General features: G+C 64.0%; 16 protein-coding genes. 8 read left to right on the forward strand and 8 right to left on the reverse strand.

Annotation, left to right across the window (positions count from 1 at the left end; genetic code table 11):
* The first annotated feature begins 749 nt into the window (after nt 1-749).
* Nucleotides 750-1,367 carry a recombinase family protein gene (locus tag FHY02_RS21540; protein ID WP_183926216.1) on the forward strand — a complete coding sequence of 206 codons (618 nt, stop codon included), beginning with the start codon at nt 750-752 and terminating at the stop codon, nt 1,365-1,367.
* Nucleotides 1,368-2,432: 1,065 nt separating this feature from the next.
* Here the strand turns inward: FHY02_RS21540 and FHY02_RS21545 are convergent.
* From FHY02_RS21545 to FHY02_RS21555, 3 genes are all read right to left on the reverse strand, one after another.
* Nucleotides 2,433-3,455: an IS110 family transposase gene (locus FHY02_RS21545; protein WP_183926218.1), complete on the reverse strand. Its 1,023-nt coding sequence runs from the start codon at nt 3,453-3,455 to the stop codon at nt 2,433-2,435.
* 240 nt (nt 3,456-3,695) lie between these two features.
* On the reverse strand, nt 3,696-4,433 hold the full coding sequence (locus FHY02_RS21550) for an RES family NAD+ phosphorylase (protein WP_183926220.1): 738 nt from the start codon (nt 4,431-4,433) through the stop codon (nt 3,696-3,698).
* On the reverse strand, nt 4,396-4,737 hold the full coding sequence (locus FHY02_RS21555; protein WP_221198782.1) for an MbcA/ParS/Xre antitoxin family protein: 342 nt from the start codon (nt 4,735-4,737) through the stop codon (nt 4,396-4,398). The genes FHY02_RS21550 and FHY02_RS21555 overlap by 38 nt, the downstream gene beginning before the upstream one ends.
* Before the next feature lie 141 nt (nt 4,738-4,878).
* Between FHY02_RS21555 and FHY02_RS23385 the strand changes: the two genes are divergently transcribed.
* From FHY02_RS23385 to FHY02_RS21570, 3 genes are read left to right on the forward strand one after another with little or no spacing between them, the layout of a single operon-like run.
* Nucleotides 4,879-5,580, forward strand: a complete 702-nt coding sequence (locus FHY02_RS23385) for a multiubiquitin domain-containing protein (protein WP_221198783.1) — start codon at nt 4,879-4,881, stop codon at nt 5,578-5,580.
* Nucleotides 5,555-6,742 (forward strand): ThiF family adenylyltransferase, encoded by a 1,188-nt coding sequence (locus tag FHY02_RS21565; protein WP_183926224.1) that lies wholly within the window; start codon nt 5,555-5,557, stop codon nt 6,740-6,742. The genes FHY02_RS23385 and FHY02_RS21565 overlap by 26 nt, the downstream gene beginning before the upstream one ends.
* A 29-nt stretch (nt 6,743-6,771) precedes the next feature.
* Nucleotides 6,772-7,167, forward strand: coding sequence for a DUF6527 family protein (locus FHY02_RS21570; RefSeq protein WP_221198784.1), 396 nt, complete (start codon nt 6,772-6,774; stop codon nt 7,165-7,167).
* Nucleotides 7,168-7,318: 151 nt separating this feature from the next.
* Here FHY02_RS21570 and FHY02_RS21575 read toward each other — a convergent pair whose 3' ends face one another.
* Together FHY02_RS21575 and FHY02_RS21580 are read right to left on the reverse strand one after the other, a co-directional pair.
* Nucleotides 7,319-7,660 carry a hypothetical protein gene (locus tag FHY02_RS21575; protein ID WP_311731908.1) on the reverse strand — a complete coding sequence of 114 codons (342 nt, stop codon included), beginning with the start codon at nt 7,658-7,660 and terminating at the stop codon, nt 7,319-7,321.
* Between the two features lie 153 nt (nt 7,661-7,813).
* Nucleotides 7,814-8,218: an FRG domain-containing protein gene (locus FHY02_RS21580; RefSeq protein ID WP_183926226.1), complete on the reverse strand. Its 405-nt coding sequence runs from the start codon at nt 8,216-8,218 to the stop codon at nt 7,814-7,816.
* Between the two features lie 331 nt (nt 8,219-8,549).
* Here FHY02_RS21580 and FHY02_RS21585 point away from each other — a divergent pair, with 331 nt between their 5' ends.
* Complete coding sequence (locus tag FHY02_RS21585; RefSeq protein ID WP_183926228.1) at nt 8,550-9,599, forward strand: hypothetical protein; 1,050 nt, start codon at nt 8,550-8,552, stop codon at nt 9,597-9,599.
* A 578-nt stretch (nt 9,600-10,177) separates the two neighbouring features.
* Nucleotides 10,178-11,200 (forward strand): aldo/keto reductase, encoded by a 1,023-nt coding sequence (locus tag FHY02_RS21590; RefSeq protein WP_183926230.1) that lies wholly within the window; start codon nt 10,178-10,180, stop codon nt 11,198-11,200.
* A gap of 2 nt (nt 11,201-11,202) precedes the next feature.
* On the opposite strand, the gene FHY02_RS21595 is transcribed toward FHY02_RS21590, so the two are convergent.
* Together FHY02_RS21595 and FHY02_RS21600 are read right to left on the reverse strand one after the other, a co-directional pair.
* Nucleotides 11,203-12,450: a nitrate/nitrite transporter gene (locus FHY02_RS21595; RefSeq protein ID WP_183926232.1), complete on the reverse strand. Its 1,248-nt coding sequence runs from the start codon at nt 12,448-12,450 to the stop codon at nt 11,203-11,205.
* 120 nt (nt 12,451-12,570) lie between these two features.
* Nucleotides 12,571-13,821 carry an MFS transporter gene (locus FHY02_RS21600; RefSeq protein ID WP_183926234.1) on the reverse strand — a complete coding sequence of 417 codons (1,251 nt, stop codon included), beginning with the start codon at nt 13,819-13,821 and terminating at the stop codon, nt 12,571-12,573.
* 258 nt (nt 13,822-14,079) lie between these two features.
* On the opposite strand from FHY02_RS21600, the gene FHY02_RS21605 reads away from it, so the two are divergent.
* Both FHY02_RS21605 and FHY02_RS21610 read left to right on the forward strand, forming a co-directional pair.
* Nucleotides 14,080-14,895, forward strand: coding sequence for a class III extradiol ring-cleavage dioxygenase (locus FHY02_RS21605; RefSeq protein ID WP_183926236.1), 816 nt, complete (start codon nt 14,080-14,082; stop codon nt 14,893-14,895).
* Between the two features lie 8 nt (nt 14,896-14,903).
* Nucleotides 14,904-15,398, forward strand: a complete 495-nt coding sequence (locus FHY02_RS21610; RefSeq protein ID WP_183926238.1) for a VOC family protein — start codon at nt 14,904-14,906, stop codon at nt 15,396-15,398.
* A 200-nt stretch (nt 15,399-15,598) separates the two neighbouring features.
* On the opposite strand, the gene FHY02_RS21615 is transcribed toward FHY02_RS21610, so the two are convergent.
* Nucleotides 15,599-16,705: a TauD/TfdA family dioxygenase gene (locus FHY02_RS21615; RefSeq protein ID WP_183926240.1), complete on the reverse strand. Its 1,107-nt coding sequence runs from the start codon at nt 16,703-16,705 to the stop codon at nt 15,599-15,601.
* Between the last annotated feature and the right edge of the window lie 101 nt (nt 16,706-16,806).

A 16,806-nucleotide genomic window follows, 5' to 3' on the forward strand; every position in this document is an offset into this window, starting at 1 on the left:
GATGCTGCCAGGCGGGTTGTGCAACACCGCCCCGAGGGGCACCATAATAGCCCCGGACTCCAGTTATGACTGGTAGAGCTTTGGGGAGCACGTCAGCACCATTCGCGTAGTTGATAGGTTCCAGGTCCATCCGTTTGCTCCTGTTTAATCGGTCGTGCCCACCGCCTCGGAGTTATGCTCTAGGGGCATTCGTTGAGGCCATTTATGGAACACGTCGGTGCCAACGATCAGCATCGCCCGACCAATGACCAAACGGTAATATGGTCATAAGGTTGCTTTCTATGTGCGCCTAGACCGACAATGTTAAGCTCCGTCCAGGCGGCAGCTCGAACGGTGCGCCTGTTTCTCAAATTATCCTCGCAGGTGGGTTGTGAGAGGTCCGCTCTTTCCCAGTTTATAATCATTTGTGGGACGGTCGCCAGCAGTGAGCTGCAACACGCCGACACCGCCTCGCGAGCCCATAAAAGGCTGAGCTTCGACCCTCTATGAAGCTCCTGCAGTGCCGTTTGGTAGGGTGCCCTTTGGTTCTCCTTGGTTAGGACTCCAGGCGGACCAATGGGCCAATCCGGGCCAATTTCTTGATGTTCCTTTTCGGCGGAAATAGGACCGGCCAAGGTAGGAACGCAGAGGGTATACCCTGTCGGTACATATCTCCTAGAACAGCTTTCCCGTTCAATCAGGGTCGCTGGCAGCTATATTGAACAGTCAGCCGAACAGGTCTAGAAGCTGATCGAACAGAAAGGGGTATCATGACGCTTTTCGGCTATGCTCGAGTGTCAACGATCGATCAGGACCTCGGCATCCAGGTCGCGGCGCTGCGTGCAGCGGGATGCCAGACGATCCGGTCGGAGAAGAAGTCTGGCGTCGAACGTGGATCACGGCCTGAGCTTCAGATCCTGCTCGACTTCCTTCGCGATGGCGACACGCTTGTGGTGACGCGCATCGACCGGCTCGCCCGCTCGATGAAGGACCTTCAGGACATCGTGCACGAGTTGAAGGGCAGGGGAGTGTCGCTGAAGGCGACAGAGCAGCCGATCGACACCGGGACTGCGGCTGGGAAAGCCTTTCTCGACATGCTCGGGGTCTTTGCCGAGTTCGAGACGAACCTACGCAAGGAGCGTCAGGCTGAGGGGATCCAGGCAGCGAAGGCGAGAGGCGCCTACAAGGGAGGCAAGCCGCGCATCGATCCGGAGGCCGTGCGCAAGCTGGCTGCCGAGGGCGTCCGACCATCGCACATCGCGCGCCAACTCGGTATCTCGCGCGGCACCGTCTACCGCTTTATGCCAGCCCAAGCTGCGCATCGACTGAGCGCGAGCGAGGCCTCGACGGTCAGTGCACGGGAGGGGACGGATGCCGATCCGTCCTGAGCACGCCTTCCTTGATCTCACCAACTAGCCAAACATCTCGAGCTTGATCCGCTTCAAGCAAGCGAGGGGACGCTGCGAGCATGGCGGTAGACCTCACCGCCGTCGGATCTTCCACTTGGGCGATGGCCGATGGTGGGATCCGGAGCGCCTCTACTGGCGAGAGGGTAGCAGGCGTCGTGTACGGCGTTCGACCGAAAACCTGCTAGCCCGCGGGCGCTGGACGCCAGTGGTGCTGGCTTGCGCGCACCTCCATCACGATCCCAGCGGTGCACAGATGCACGGGCGCACAAGGACGAAGGTGCCCAGATGCACGGTCGCACACGAGCGCTGGCTCATTCTTAGACGCTCAGTATCGCTGTTGCTTCGCCGATCACGGAAGACGATCATAGCTGCGGTCGGTTTAGCACCGGAGGTGTCGTGGTATGCACGTGAACGCAGAAGGGGAAGACACCGAGTCAGAGAGAGCGGAGGTCCACTTTTTGGCCGCCCTTCTTGACGAGCTGATGCGGAAGGTTCTCGCTGCCGGCGTACTGACGCAGGCCGATCTGAACGACGTGGAAGCGGCCGCAGCCAAGAGGGTCGGGGGAGCGCCGCGCGCTTGGTGAGGCGCTGGGGCCAGCGCAGAGGGCGGAGCTCGTCGGCAACTTTTTTCAGAGAGGAAGAGCCGGCGAACATGAACGGTCGCGTCAGGGTGGCATAGCTGCCCGTCCGCTATCGGGCGGTCGGCCGGGAAAACCGGACGTTCGTTCAGCGGGCAGGGGAGGGGCTCGATCGCCGACCGAGGGTGGAGAGCGGCCTGTCCGTGTGTGGACGCCCCTTCGGACGCAAGGGGGTGTCGGAGAGATTTTAGCGCGCGGGTTCAGGTGCTTCCGTGTGTCCGGCCTGTTGATGCAGCCTTCATCACGGCCGCTGGCCTGAATGGAGATCGCGGATCGGGTCCAAACCGCTTTCGCGCGCTCGAGGCGCTTGGACAGTGCACTGGTTATCCCGACCCCGTCTTCTGACCGTTGCGCCATTCCTCTCTGCTGACCTTCCCTGCGTCCCTGACGCCTCAAGCCTTGGCGGTTACGCCGCGGCCGGAGCTCTGTAGGTACCGCCGTGCGCCATCAGCGCCCAGACGATCCGTGCCATCTTGTTCGCGAACGCGACGGTGACCAGCATGCGCGGCTTGCGCGCGAGCATGCCTGCCAACCACGCAGTGGCCTTCTCGGGCTTGCGCGCCGCGACCTTTGTTGCCGAACTTGCCCCTAGGATCAGCAGCCGTCGCAGGCTGCGCTCGCCCATCTTGGTCGTACGGCCCAGCCGTTCCTTGCCGCCGCTTGAGTGCTGGCGCGGTACGAGGCCGAGCCAGGCTGCGAAGTCGCGTCCCCGGCGGAAGGTGCTGGCGGCCGGCGCTAGCGCCACCAGCGCGGTCGCGGTCACGGGGCCGACACCGGGGATCGTCATCAGCCGCTTCGCGACCGCGTCCGCCTTTGCCCGGCTTGCGTTCTCACGGTCGAGAAGGGCGATCTGCTCCTGTAGCGCCTGCAAGCCCTGTGCGACGACGGCCAGTACTGGCCGCGCCACTGCCGGCAGATCGGAAGCCGGGTCGGCGACGATCTCGACGAGCTTGCCGACGTGCCCGACACCCTGCCGAACGATGTAGCCGAACTCGTTGAGGTGCCCGCGCAGGGCATTGATCAGCTGGGTTCGCTGGCGCACGAGCAGGTCGCGCGTTCGGAACACGACCGCCGAAGCCTGTGCTTCAGCGCTCTTACCTTGAACAAACCGCATCGTCGGTCGCTGCACTGCCTCGCAGATCGCCTCCGCGTCGGCCATGTCGTTCTTCTGCCGCTTGACGAACGGCTTCACGTACGCCGGCGAGATCAGCCTGGTCTCGTGCCCAACTGCCGCGAGCTCACGCGCCCAGTAATGTGCACTCGCGCACGCCTCCATCGCGACGATGCACCGCGGCAAGGTCGAGAAGAAGGGCAGTACCTGATCCCGTCGTAGCTTCTTGCGGAACACGACCCCGCCGCTCGCATCCGCGCCGTGGACCTGAAAAACCGACTTCGCGAGATCGATGCCGACTGTGCTAACCTCACTCACGGACGCCTCCTGCAGTGGTGTTTCAACACCTCCACTTCTGGCACATCGATGCCGTCAGGGGGCGTCCACCCGACCCCAACGCTTTGGGGCGGCCGGCCGGGAAAACCGGACGTTCGTTCAGAGGGCCGGGAAGGGGCCTCAGATCCGAAGTCGGTCAGAAAAAGACGTTCGTTCGTGTGAGGCTGAGTGATGGTACATCGGCGGCCGTGGCAACTCATTGATTAATCGCAGCCGTATTCGTCAGGCGGCCAGTATCTGGTCTTCGCCGCGCAGATCGTCGGGATGGTACTCGGCGCCCGAGCCGAACGAGTAGACCTTGCTGACTTTGCTTCCGTTCCAGACGAACTTAAAGTGGTCCCGCTGGACGGCGCGGTCGAGGACGTCCCCCCGCAGCACGCAGATGCAGAACCCGGCGGGCCGCTCAGGCGGACGGTAGAGCAACCCGTCGAGACCGGCCTCCAGTATAGAGCGGCCAAGCTGGAGGCGGTCGCCCCGTGCGATATCGACGGCCCAGCTCCGGCCATCTGCAAATCGACCGCGAACGGTGCGGGAGAGCTCGCGCATCTCCAAGCCGATGGCGGCCTCGCCGGTGCTTGAGAGGAAGGTCTCACGCTTGCGAATCGAGATGGCGAGCGCGGTCTGCATGTCGCTGGCGAGATCCAGCACCGGGTGCTCGGCCTCGAAGAAGCGCGAACCTTCCGGGTTGTGGTATGCGAACGGCGCGTGGTTCCAGTTCTGAAGGAGCGGACCGTTGCCGTCGACAACCTGCGCGCCGCTGAGCAGCCGGTCACGCTCCCGGAGACGCGGGTTGGTCAGCGACTCCAGTTCCGCCAGTTCGCCGCTGCGATCGTTCGCCACGCGCGCGAAGACGTCGATCGTCGGGAACCTCGAAGGGATGAGGGTGAAGAACGTCTGGTCGACGTCGACGATCTGGTGATCCTCAGCCGCCACGCTGCGCGTCCACGTATTGTCGGACACGATAGATATCCATCACCTGTCCACCCCTCATCACATCGAGCGCGCTCTGATCGTTGAAGAACTTGTTGGGACGGCGGACCCACCCGTCCGCCGCCCTGGGATCGGGAAGGAGTATCTCTAGCGCTTTATGAATCGCGAGGAGGTGGGAGACGCGCTCAACGCTGTCCCTTGGTATCGAACCACCCTCCTTCTTCCACTTGAAGAACGTCGATCTGCCTGGCGACCCGAGCAGGAGCAGCTGATCCTCGGTGGTGAGCTGCCATAAGTCGGCGATGCCCAGGAACGCCTCGATGACGGCGGGCATCGGGGCTTGCCCTCCGCTCGATTGAGCGGCGGGTTCATTTTTCACCACGCATGACCTCCTCCGTGCCAAGATGGACTTGAAACGCACATCAGTCCCGATATAGATAGTCCACATCGGGACTCGAAAGACACCCTAGTCCGCGTGGGACTCGGGATCAAGAGTCCTAGGACGTGGAGCACCGCCGTGGCGAATGGCCGAGACAAATATAAGTTCACCGTCGACGGTGCCCCCTTCGGCACGGACGACAAGATCCTCGACGGCAGCCAGGTCCGGGAGGCCGCAGATAAGGCGCCGGCGAGCGACTTCGTGCTGATCCAGATCGTCAGCGGCTCGGCCCGTTCGGTCGGGCTGCAGGATGAGGTGACGCTCGACGCCAAGCACCCCGCGACGTTCCTGTCCTTCGATAGCGATCGCGTCTTCAACTTCACCCTCGATGAGCGCGGTTGGGAATGGGGTGCGGCGACGATCAGCGCGGCGGACCTGCGCCTCCACGCCCAAATCGACGCCGACCGCGAGTTGGTGCTCGACAGCGACGCCGACACCGTCATCGCGCCGGACGGGCAAATCGACCTCGAGGGTAAGGGTGTCGAACGGGTTCGCACCCGTGAGGCGAAGACCGTGACGATCAAGGTCAACGGCCGTCCCCGTGTCGTCGATAAGCGCCGCCACACGTATCGGGAGATCGCGGCGATCGCCTACCCCAACCCCGACTTCGAGAACTTCAATTACACGACCACGTACCTTCACGGGGTCGACGGTGCCGAGGGCGACCTGGTCGAGGGTGAATCGATCGCGGTCAAGAATGGGATGGTCTTCAATGTCCGCCGCTCTGATAAGTCTTGATCCTCATCTGAGGCGCCTCGCCGACGAGGGCTTCGAGATCGAGGTCGCGAACACTCATCTGGTTGTTCGCAGCATCCCGCACGTGACGACCGATGGAACGTTGGCGAGGGGCGTCCTCACGTGCGAGCTGTCGATCGACGCCGCCACCGGGCTCACGTCCACGCCCCAAGAGCCCCACACGATGTTCTTCGCCGGAACGCCGTGCCATCGAGACGGCACCCTCATGTCGAACATCATCGCCAGCTCTTCGAGGCAGCGGTTCGGGGAGATCGAAGTCGATTACTACTTGTCGTCGAAGCCCGAGGTCACGCATCGTTACGAGAACGTCTACGACAAGGTGGTCGCATACGAACGGCTGATCGGGAGCGCCGCGCGCTCGCTCGACAAGTCCGCCAATGCGCGCACCTACGCGCGGGGAATAATCGCGAACGACGACAGCCCGTTCGCGATTCCGGACTCCGCTTCGGCCCGCTACCGCATCGGCAAGGTGAACCGGAAGCTGATGGGTCGGGTCGCCATCATTGGGCTCGGCGGCACGGGATCCTACCTCCTCGACCTTCTGGTCAAGACGTGGGTGACGGAAATTCACCTCTACGACGGCGACCAGCTCCTGAACCACAATCTGTTCCGGTCGCCTGGATCGCCGGAGCCCGCGTTGCTCAAGGAGTTCCCACTTAAGGTGAACTACTATGCGCAGACCTATGGCCGGATCCATGCCGGCATCACGGCGCATCCTTTCCGCGTCACGCAAGACAATGTCGACGAGCTCGCGGGCTTCGACTTCGTCTTCGTGTGCGTCGACAAGGGTTCGTCGCGGCGGGCTATCGCGGAGGGTTTGCTTCGGTTGGGGATCCCGTTCGTCGACACGGGCATCGGGGTCGGCATGGAGGACGACTGCCTGGATGGTTGTGCGCGGGTTACCTTCATCCGCCCCGAGACGCCCTGGGCGGAGGTGGAGAGGCTGCTGCCGTTCGGCGACGACGCTGAGGATGATGACCTATACCGCACCGACATCCAGATCGCCGCCGTCAACTCGCTGAACGCGATCATGGCGGTGATGCGCTGGAAGCGCTGGGCGAACTACTTTCGCGATGAGCGGAACGAGATGAACTCGGTCTACATGATCGAAGGGAACAACATCTCGAACCGGGTAGCCAGGTGAGCCGGGTTGATCGGCTACGTACGGTGTTCGTGGCCGAGATCCCCGAGACCCTTGAGGACGGGATCCTCTACGTGTCGCGGGAATGCCATGTCGCCCTCCATCACTGCGCGTGCGGCTGCGGGGAGGAGGTGTCGACCCCGCTGGTGCCGACCGAATACTCGCTCACCATGACCGGGGACGACGCTTCGATCTGGCCCTCGATCGGAAATCACGACTTCGCCTGCCGCTCCCATTACGTCATCGACCATGGACGGATCGAGTGGTCCGGGCGGATGTCGCGGGCGGCCATCGAGGCGGGGCGCGAGAAGGACCGCCTGCTTAAGCGTCCGCCGATCAAGGCGGCGCCTGCACCACGACGCCGGCGCTTTATCGGGCGTGTCGCCGACTGGCTCGTGGCGACCTTCCGACGGATCACCGGTCGCTGATCCACCATCGCCCGCGGGGTCGAGACGGCCCCGCGGGTCGTCACATCGTTTCAGACCCATCGCAGCTCGTGATCGTCAGGCGCGGGGAGGACAACGCACGCGGCGATGTGGGACCGCTGCCGATGGGAACGCCGTCACACGCGACCGGCGATCAGACCGTTCGTGAAAGGATGGCCGTCGCCGAGACGTCGTCGGTCAGGTACTTGGCCGCCCGTTCGATCTCGGGGAACATGGTGCGTTCGTTGATCGCAACCCGCTTGAGCTGCGCTAGGATGTCGGCTTTGTCTCCGGCTGGAACCCTGATCCGTTCTACACGCATTCCGGGCGTCGCACGACCGTCGATCTCCTCCGTGAGGCCGAAGGCGAAGAAGCACCCCTCCTGGGCCAGAATACGTCGATTGCTGAGCTTCGGCTTTACCAGGAACACGCGCGAGAGATGCGAGGGGACGATGTCGGGTGCGAAGGCGGGCTTCTCGGCACTGATGAAGTGCACCAGCCGCTTGACCGGTCGGTTGCCGTTGAACCACTCGATGCCGGCTTCGCTATCGTCGCACCGGGCATCCAGCAGCAGCCTGCCGACATCGTCCTTCAGCTCCGTGTCGCATCGGGCAAGGTTGGCCAGACAGCTGACGGTATCACTGTCGAATTAGCGGACCAGCTTCTTGTCGACGACGAGCCTCACGACTTCGCCGTCCGCCTCTTGGCTGACACGAATCTTGGTGCCGGGACGCAACTTTCGGGCTTTCTTAGACTGTGCCGCGAAGTAGAGGGCGACGAGCGGGTTCCAGGTGGCGTCGAGCAGGCGTGTCGGAAGTGAGTAGTGCTGCATGCAGACGAGCATCTCTAGGGCGCTCGTGTCGGCCGCGAACTGGTCGGGGTGCATCGCCACGAGGTCACGAAGCAGCAGATGTTCGTTCGCGGCATAGGCGGTGGTTCTGAAGATCGTGGGCTTCAGCGTGTAGCTTCGGTTCGGATGCCCTCGATAGACCGTGACGGTCGTGCCGTCGGTCTGCTCGGCGTTGATCTCGCCTATGAAGCTCTGCAGGTCCATGCCGTCTCCCCCCGTCAGCCTAGCGTGATGCTGCATGGTCCTAAAGCGTATTCGGACAAAGACTTTCGGAAGTGATTGCCCGAGCAGATAGCTTCTCACGGCGCCGCGGCCATCAGCATGAGCCAATGGCAGAAAGTGGGAGGCGAGCAGGCACCATGAACGACCGGTTCTGGGTCGCCGCTGACCAAGGCTCAGCGAGAGGGCTCTGCTAGCCTACAAATCCGCCAAGCCACTGGGGTCGTTGGCGATCAAAGCTGCCGGTTGGAGGTGCTTGCGTCGACATAGTGCATTTTCCCAGGCATCTTGCGCCTGCGGGGAAAAGATTGGGGGCATGATGAAGCTGGTACGCGACGCTCGAACGCTCAAGACCAAGGCCATCGAGTCGCTTCGGACCGCAATGACCGCGTTCAACAGCTACGACGAGATGGGACGCGTGACCACGGTCCTGATGCACACTCAACACGCCTGCGAAATGCTGCTCAAGGCGGTCCTCGTTCAGGGTAAAATGAAGGTTTTCGACAAGGACAGCGGCAAATCAATTGGCTTCGAGAAATGCCTTGGTCTGTGCCAGGCGCACCACGACCTCACTGCCGACGAGGCCGGCATAATGCGGGCGATCGACGCTCAGCGGGATGCGGCGCAGCACTGGTTCGTCGTCGTGTCAGAGGACTTGCTCTACATGCAGCTCCGGGCGCTGATCACCACGTTCGACGCCTATCTGAAGCGCAAGCTGGACGAAGCTCTGCAGGAGCACATCCCGCCCCGGGTCCTGCCGATCTCGACGAAGCCACCCGGCGACTTCGAATTCCTGGTCGATAAGGAATTCAACTACGTCAACGAGTTGCTGCAGCCCGGCCGTCGCGCGCGCGACGAGGCGCGTGCCCGAATCCGAGCGATGCTTGCGATGGAGGCGATAGTCACCGACAAAGTCGAGATTTCCGAACGCGACATCGACCGGATCGAGAAAGCAATGCGTGGTGGCGCTGGGTTCGCCGCCGTGTTCCCGCGCCTAGCAACCGTTGGCACCACCACAGAGGGTGAGGGCGTGAACTTGATCGTCCATTTTACGAAAAAGCAGGGTGCGCCGGTGCATTACGTCGGCGGCGACGATCCGACGGCATCGGCAGCCGTCCGCGAAGTCGATCTGCGTAAGAAGTTTTACCTTCAGCGGAACGAGCTTGCCACAAAGGTCGGCCTCAGCCCGCCCAAGGCCAAGGTACTACGTGCCCATCTCGGCATCGACGACGACCCGAATTGCTGTCACGTCTTCGAGTTCGGAGCACAGAAGATCCCGTGCTTCTCCGATAACGCCAAGCGACGGATGGAGGAGGCGCTACCGAACATCGACATGGCCGAGCTCTGGGCGAACCGGAACGGCTGACCGACTTGCACAAGCTGATTATCATTACGAGCCGCCGATGTCCGAGGTGAACGAACGTCGGAAGTTGGGGAGCAGATAAGGTGTCCTGAGTGTCGCCTTGTGGGTCCGTCTCGCCAGGTCACGCAAGCTCTTCAAAGCCCCAGGTCCGCTTGAGCTGCTAGCCCGCCCACATTCGGAAGCCGTCGCACCTCGGAATAAGAGCTTTGCGCGGCCTCGGCGATGTTCTCAACGCGTCATTGCGAACGCTGCTTATTGTTCTTGGGCTGGCTAGGCAATACTCGGCGCCGGGTCGAGAAACGACGTGCCGCTTCATAGCGCCTTAAAGGGCCGCTCCGCTTAGGTGAGCCGACACGGCATGACAGTGTCGGACAGCAGCCGAACCATGTGGCGATCACCAACAACTCCGGATCGCTGCAGGCGGTTTTTGTTGCGGGAGCATACGCCCCGGCCGTTTGAACGGTTGCACACAAACGAAAACGCTTCGTCACAAGGCGCAATCAAGAATAAGGGGTCGGTAAGTCAAGCCATTCTCCCTCGCGGCGGCGCTAAGGACGCTTATTCGAGAGAGGGATTGGGCGATGCAGGTCAGCAACATTGTCGCGACGTTGCCGGTCGTCGACCTGGGTAGCACCGGTCTTGCGATCACGCGGGTCGGTTTCGGCGCTTGGGCGATCGGCGGGGCGGACTGGGCGGTCGGCTGGGGGGCGCAGTCGGACGATGAGTCGATCCGCGCGATTCGCCACGCGGTCGATCGTGGCGTCAATTGGATCGATACGGCCGCGATCTATGGTCTTGGCCATTCGGAGGAGATCGTCGCGCGCGCGCTGGCGGAGTTACCAGAAAGCGGACGCCCTTATGTCTTTACCAAATGCGGGCAGGTGTGGGACCTGGCGGATCGCTACAGTAAGCGGCGCGTCGGGCGGCGCGACAGCATCCGGCGCGAGGTAGAGGGCTCGCTCCGCCGCCTGCGCGTCGATGTGATCGATCTCTATCAGATGCACTGGCCCGCTGAGGACGGATCGCCGCTGGAAGAATATTGGGGCGCGTTGCTCGAGCTGAAGGCGGAGGGCAAGGTGCGCGCGATCGGCCTGTCGAACCATGACGCCGCGCAGCTTCAGACCGCTGAGGCGATCGGCCATGTGGACACGCTCCAGCCGCCGCTATCCGCGATCCGGCGTGGGTCGCTCGCCGCCGAGCTGCCATGGTGCCGCGCGCACGGCACCGGAGTGATCGTCTACAGCCCGATGCAGTCGGGGCTATTATCGGGGGCCTTCTCGGCCGAGCGCGTCGACGCGCTGGCCGATGATGACTGGCGCAAGCGGCATGCGGATTTCTCGGGCGAGGCGCTGCTCCGTAACCTGACAGTGGCCGAGGCGATCCGCGAAGTTGCGGTACAGCGTGGGGTGAGCGCGGCGGCGGTGGCGGTCGCCTGGGTGCTGGCGGTGGAGGGGGTGACGGGGGCAATCGTTGGCGCGCGTGCGCCCCAGCAGGTCGATGGCTGGCTCGCCGCCGCCACGCTGTCGCTTGGGGCGGCGGACCTCGCGCACATCAATGCAGCGATCCGGGAGAGCGGTGCAGGCGGTGGCCCGCTTCCGGACTGATCTCAAGCGCGGTACAGCGCCGGAGCCGCCACGTTGCGAGGCGCGCGCGCGATCCGCGCCGGCAGTGGTACGATCGCCAGCGTCGCGATCAGCATCACCATCTGCATCGCGTCGATCGCGTTGCGATATGATCCGGTAGCGTCGAACACCGCGTTCAGCCCCGCGGGTATAAACCCCGTAACAACCGCAACGATGCCATAGGCTAGTGCCGAGATCTTGCCGAAATGCACCAGCCCGAACCAGCGCGACAGCAGCACCGGCAGCGCGCTATATTCCGCTCCCAGGCACACCCCCATCATTACCGCCGCCGCCAGCAGCGAGGGAACGGTGGTTGATCTGGCCAGCAGCCACAGCCCCGCAATGCCGACAAGGTAGAAGGGCACCAGCACCGCCGGTCGCTGAAACCGATCAATCAGCATCCCGATCGCCCATTGCGCTCCCGCGCAGACCAGCGCGAAGGTGCTCACCGCTGTCACCGCCTCCCCCATCGCCATTCCGTTCGACAGCGTGATCGGCACCACCTGCGTGAACATCGCGGTCATGCACCCAGCGCAGATCCCGACGCTGAGCATCAGCCCCCAGAAGGCGGGGGTTTGAAGCACCTGCGTCAGCGTCATTCCCTCCGCTTCGGTCGGCTCGACCGCGCGCGCAGGCGGATCGCGGAACAGCGCGAAAACCACCGGCACGCCGAGGAGCAGGATGATAGCGGCGATCAGCATCACCACCCCGCGCCAGCCGAGCGATGGCAGCGCTCTCCCCGCGATTATTGGGAAGACCGCGGATCCGATACCGGTGCCCAGCCCCGCCGACAGCCCGATCGCGGCGCCGCGGTTGCGATCGAACCACCCCGCCAGCGCCTTGCCCAGAGTCGGCCCTGCCATAGGTGCGCCCAGCGCGCAGATCAGCCCGAACCCGGCGTAGAAGATTGTCACCTCGCCCGGCAGCGTGGCGAACACGATCAGCCCGGCCGCATAGAGCGTGAGCGCGCTCAGCAGCACGCGCCGCGGCCCGAAGCGATCGACCAGCGTTCCGACGACCAGCGTGAGCGCGAGCGACTTGACCACCACCAGGCTCATAACGCCCGCCGCCAGCGCGCGCGGCCAGCCGAATTCGTTCGCGATGGGGACGAGCAGAATGCCGTAAATCCCCAGCATTGTCTGCGACAGGCCAAGCCCGAACCCCACCGCCGCCGCGACCGCGGCCGCGGTTGAGGGCGGCAAGAGGCTGGTGCTGCCGATCGCACGACCCATCGCGCCACCTCCGTCACACGCCGCGTCGCACGTAACGCCGCGATCCTGTGACCTCAGTCTATGCGCGGACGTGTGCGATGCTTGCCCCTGCGCGTCCGCAAAGTTGACGTGCCGCGCGCATTACAGCCCGACATGCGCCAGCCCGGCGACATCCTCATGCGCTACCCGGCGCGCGCCGAACGGCGGCAGCACCAGCATCAGCGCGGAGATACCCAGCAGGCACGCCTCGATCAGCAGGATCGACGGTGCATAGCTGCCATAGGAGTCGAACATCCAGTCCATCGCCACCGGGGTGCCGCCCTGCGCCAGCATGACGATCGCGTAGATTACTCCGCCGATCGTGCCGTAGCTGCGCAATCCGAAATAACGCGAGATGAACAGCGGCAGCGCGCCGAACACCGCGCCCAGCCCGATGCCCAGCATCGCGCCCGCGACCAGCAGCGTCGCGCCGTCCCGATGTTCGAGCAGCCACAGCCCGGCGGTCGCGATCGCGAAGGCGGGGGCGACGACTCGTGGCGAGGCGAAGCGGTCGAGCAGCGAGCCCGACAGGATCTGCGCGGCGCTCGTTACCAGCGCCAGCGTCGACATGACGGAGGCGGCGGTGGCGAGGTCGAACCCGCGATCGGTCAGCACCGGGATGACGTGCGAGAACACCGCCGTCAGGCATCCCGATCCCAGCCCCAGCGTCGCAAGGATCAGCCAGAAGGCAGGGGTACGCAGCGCCTCAACCAGCGTATGCCCTTCCAGTTGCGGGGCCGGTGCATTGATGCTGGCTGCAACGGGCGCGGGCTCTCGCAGCAGGAACCATTGCAGCGGAAAACCGACGACGAAGATGATCGCGCCGATCAGCGCATAGCTGGTCTGCCATCCCAAGGCGGCCAGGCTGGCGGCGGCGATGATCGGCATGATCGTCGCTCCCACGCCATTGCCGACACCCGCGGAAATGCCGAGCATCAGTCCACGCTTCTTGTCGAACCAACCCGACACGACCTTGGAGAACATCGCCGTACAAGGGATGGAACCCGCGAGCCCGACCAGAACGAAATGGCCGTAGAAGCTGGCCACCGTGGCGTGCGCCAGACTGATCGAGGCGACACTCGCCGCGAGGAGGACGTTCCCCGCCAGCAGGATCGGCCGCGCGCCGAAGCGGTCGATTGCGCGGCCCACCAGCGGATAGGCGAATGCGTTGATGATCGCGATCAGCCCCAGGACGCTTGTCACCTGCGCGCGTGGCCAGCCAAAATCCTCCGCGATCGGGACTAGGAACACCCCGAACACCGCGCTGACCGTCGTCGTCATGCACAGCATGTTGCCGATCGTGCAGGCGACGACAACGCCCAGAGCGGTTCGCGAATTCTCGGTGCCGGACATGAAAGACGCGCCTCGCAGAGTCGGTTGCACCGCCAGACGAACGCCTCGCGCGCTCCACGTCAAAGCCAAAGCGACCGACGGCCGCGTCTGACAAGAAACAGTTCGCGAGGCGTCTAGTCCGATCCGGCCCTGTTAGGCTCGATGGATGAGCCGGATGCGCGCAACAACTTTCCCGGCGCATGCCGACAAGTGGAACCGCACGCCGCGTGGCTAGAACTGACCAGCATCATCGACTGTAGTAGACGGGGGTTTCATCGCATGCCGGGCACAACGCAACCGACCTTGTTCATCCCCCACGGGGGCGGGCCGTGCTTCTTCATGGACTGGTCGCTGATGGGCGAACCGGCAGATACATGGGACAAGACCGCCGCCTGGCTGCGCGGGCTCGCCGCCGACCTGCCGGAAAAGCCCAAGGCGATCCTGGTCGTCTCGGGGCATTGGGAGGAGCCGGTATTCACCGTCGCCTCGGTGCCGGCGCCGGGGATGATCTACGATTACAACGGCTTCCCGCCGCACACCTATCAGCTGCAATATCCCGCCCCAGGTTCAAGCGACATCGCGCGCCGCGTCGTCGAGCTGATGCAGGACGCCGGGATCCCGATCCGCGTGGATGTGCGGCGCGGGTTCGATCACGGGGTGTTCATACCCTTCCTGCTTGCCTTCCCGGACGCGGATATTCCGGTGGTGCCGTTGTCGCTCAAGTCCAACCTCGACCCCGCCGAGCATATCGCGGCGGGCAAGGCGCTGACCGCGTTACGCGATGAGGGCGTGCTGATCGTCGCGTCGGGCATGAGCTATCACAACATGCGCGCCTTCCGCACGCCGATGGCGACCGCACCCTCTGCCGCGTTCGACGGCTGGCTCACCGGCGCTCTGGGGCAGGACGACGCCAATGCGCGGCTGGGGCAGCTCGCCCAGTGGAGCGGGGGCGACGCCGCGCGCAACGCGCACCCGCGCGAAGAGCATTTGCTGCCGCTGATGATCGCAGCGGGGGCGGGTGCCGACGCTCCCGGTAAGCGCATCTTCTCCGACGTCGTCATGAAGGCGACCGTTTCCGCATTCCGCTTTGGATAAGGACCGACATGGAAAATCCGACCACCCTGATCTTCGTCGATCTCGCCTCCGACGATCCCGAGGCGACCGGTGCATTCTATGCCGAGGTCTTCGGCTGGACCAATGAAGGGCGCCCGGCGGGCGTCTATCACCGCCTCGTCCCCGGCGGGAACTTCCGCCACAAGGACGGCACCGACAGCGCCATCGGCAACCTCCACATCGGCGTCTACAATTCCGCCAACGCGCGTCCTTATCCCGCGATCGAAGGTGGCGGCTCGCGCCCGCTGTCGCGCGGGACCGATCACAAAGCTCGCATCTGGCTGTTGATCGGCGACGACCAGAAGGCAGACGACATCCTCGCCGCCGCGGAGACGCGTGGCGCCAAGGTGCTGTGGCGCAATCATTATTGGAAGGAGTTCAACGGCCTGAACTGGGCGTTCGAGGACCCTTGGGGCAATGAGATCATCCTGTGGGGCAAGGCCGGCGATCCGGCGGTGGTGCCCGAAAGCTTCACTCGCGAATAAAGCGCGCGGGCGTCACAAACGGAAAGGGGCGGGACACGCAGCGTGCGTCGCCCCCTTCTTTTGTCCGCCCGATGTCCTTGCGCACGCGGGAACCCAGAGTTGCGGAGGACAACCGCAGCAACCCCGGGCTCCTGCGTGCGCAGGAGCACATAATCAGGCTTCTACTTCCCTCTTGCGAACGAAGAAGCCCGGCTCCGGGCCTAGCCGTGGTCCGCCAGCAGGCGCGGCACCGGCGCGTCCTTGATGCGGAAGAAGCCCTGATCGTCCACGGTCACGCCCTCGCGCGGCTTGTGACGCACCTGCACCACGCCGTTCTTGCCGAAGCCGTCGATCACCGGGCGCTCGCCCTGTCGGCTCAGCCACAGGCGAAGCAGGTGGCGACGGCGCTGCGGTTCGGGATAATCGTCGAAGCCGGTGCGCGCATGCAGCGCGGCATAGTTCGACAGCCACTGGATGTCGCCGGGACGGAAATCCATCTCGATCGCCATGCCAGGCTCGTAAGCGATCTCGTCGAACAGCTTAAGCACCTCGATCTGCGCCTCGGTCAGCTTCGGCACGCCGGGGTAATCCTGCGCGGTGAGGATGTAGAGCGATCCCGCATACATGCTGAACACGCCGTCGGTCAGGTCGATGATCGGCGAGGTATAGGTGTCGGCGGGCGCGCGCACGTCCTGGCGGCGCCAGTCCCAGTGATACGGCTCGAACAGCAGGGGCGCGAGATCGGGGCGGCGGCGCAGGATCTCGTTGTAGATCTGCGCGCCCGAGACGAGGCACGACGCGCCGCCGTCCTTGGCCGGGCGCAGGCACATCAGCGCGACGATGTCCGATGAGTCCGAGTGATAGACGAGGCCGTCGCGCACCTTGGACGATTTGGCGGTAGGATCATCCATCGTCTTGTCCGAGGTGGCGTAGACCGAATCGATCAGGTCGCCCTTCTCGTTCTGGCGGATCGGATCGCCCATGTGCAGCCCGAGGATGTAGTAGATCGCCGCTGACAGCGCGTCCGAATAGAGATGCGTGCGCAATCCGCGCACCAGCACAAAGCCGCGCCCGCTGTCGACGTCGCGCCCCCATTTCAGCACCGCTTCGGCACAGGCGGTAAGCGGATATTCTTCCTTCTGGACAAAGCGCAGATCGGGATCGGCCTCGACGAAGCGCGTACCGAGCTCTTCCAGCTCCGCCAGCTCCTTGGCGGACAATTGGTAGATCCAGCCGTCGCCCTTCGACAGCACGTCGCCGCGCCATGCGGCTTCAGTGTGGATTTCCTCCAGCGGAGCAGCGGGGGTGATCGCCGCGGCGATGTTCATGATGATGGGCCTCCAGCCATTGCCGGGTTCGGGAGAAAATCCACCCGACCATCGTTAGGATAACAGCGACCCCGCCTTTCGACTTGTTCGTGCGAACCCCA

Source organism: Sphingomonas sp. BK069 (genome assembly GCF_014193405.1).
Taxonomy (GTDB): domain Bacteria; phylum Pseudomonadota; class Alphaproteobacteria; order Sphingomonadales; family Sphingomonadaceae; genus Sphingomonas.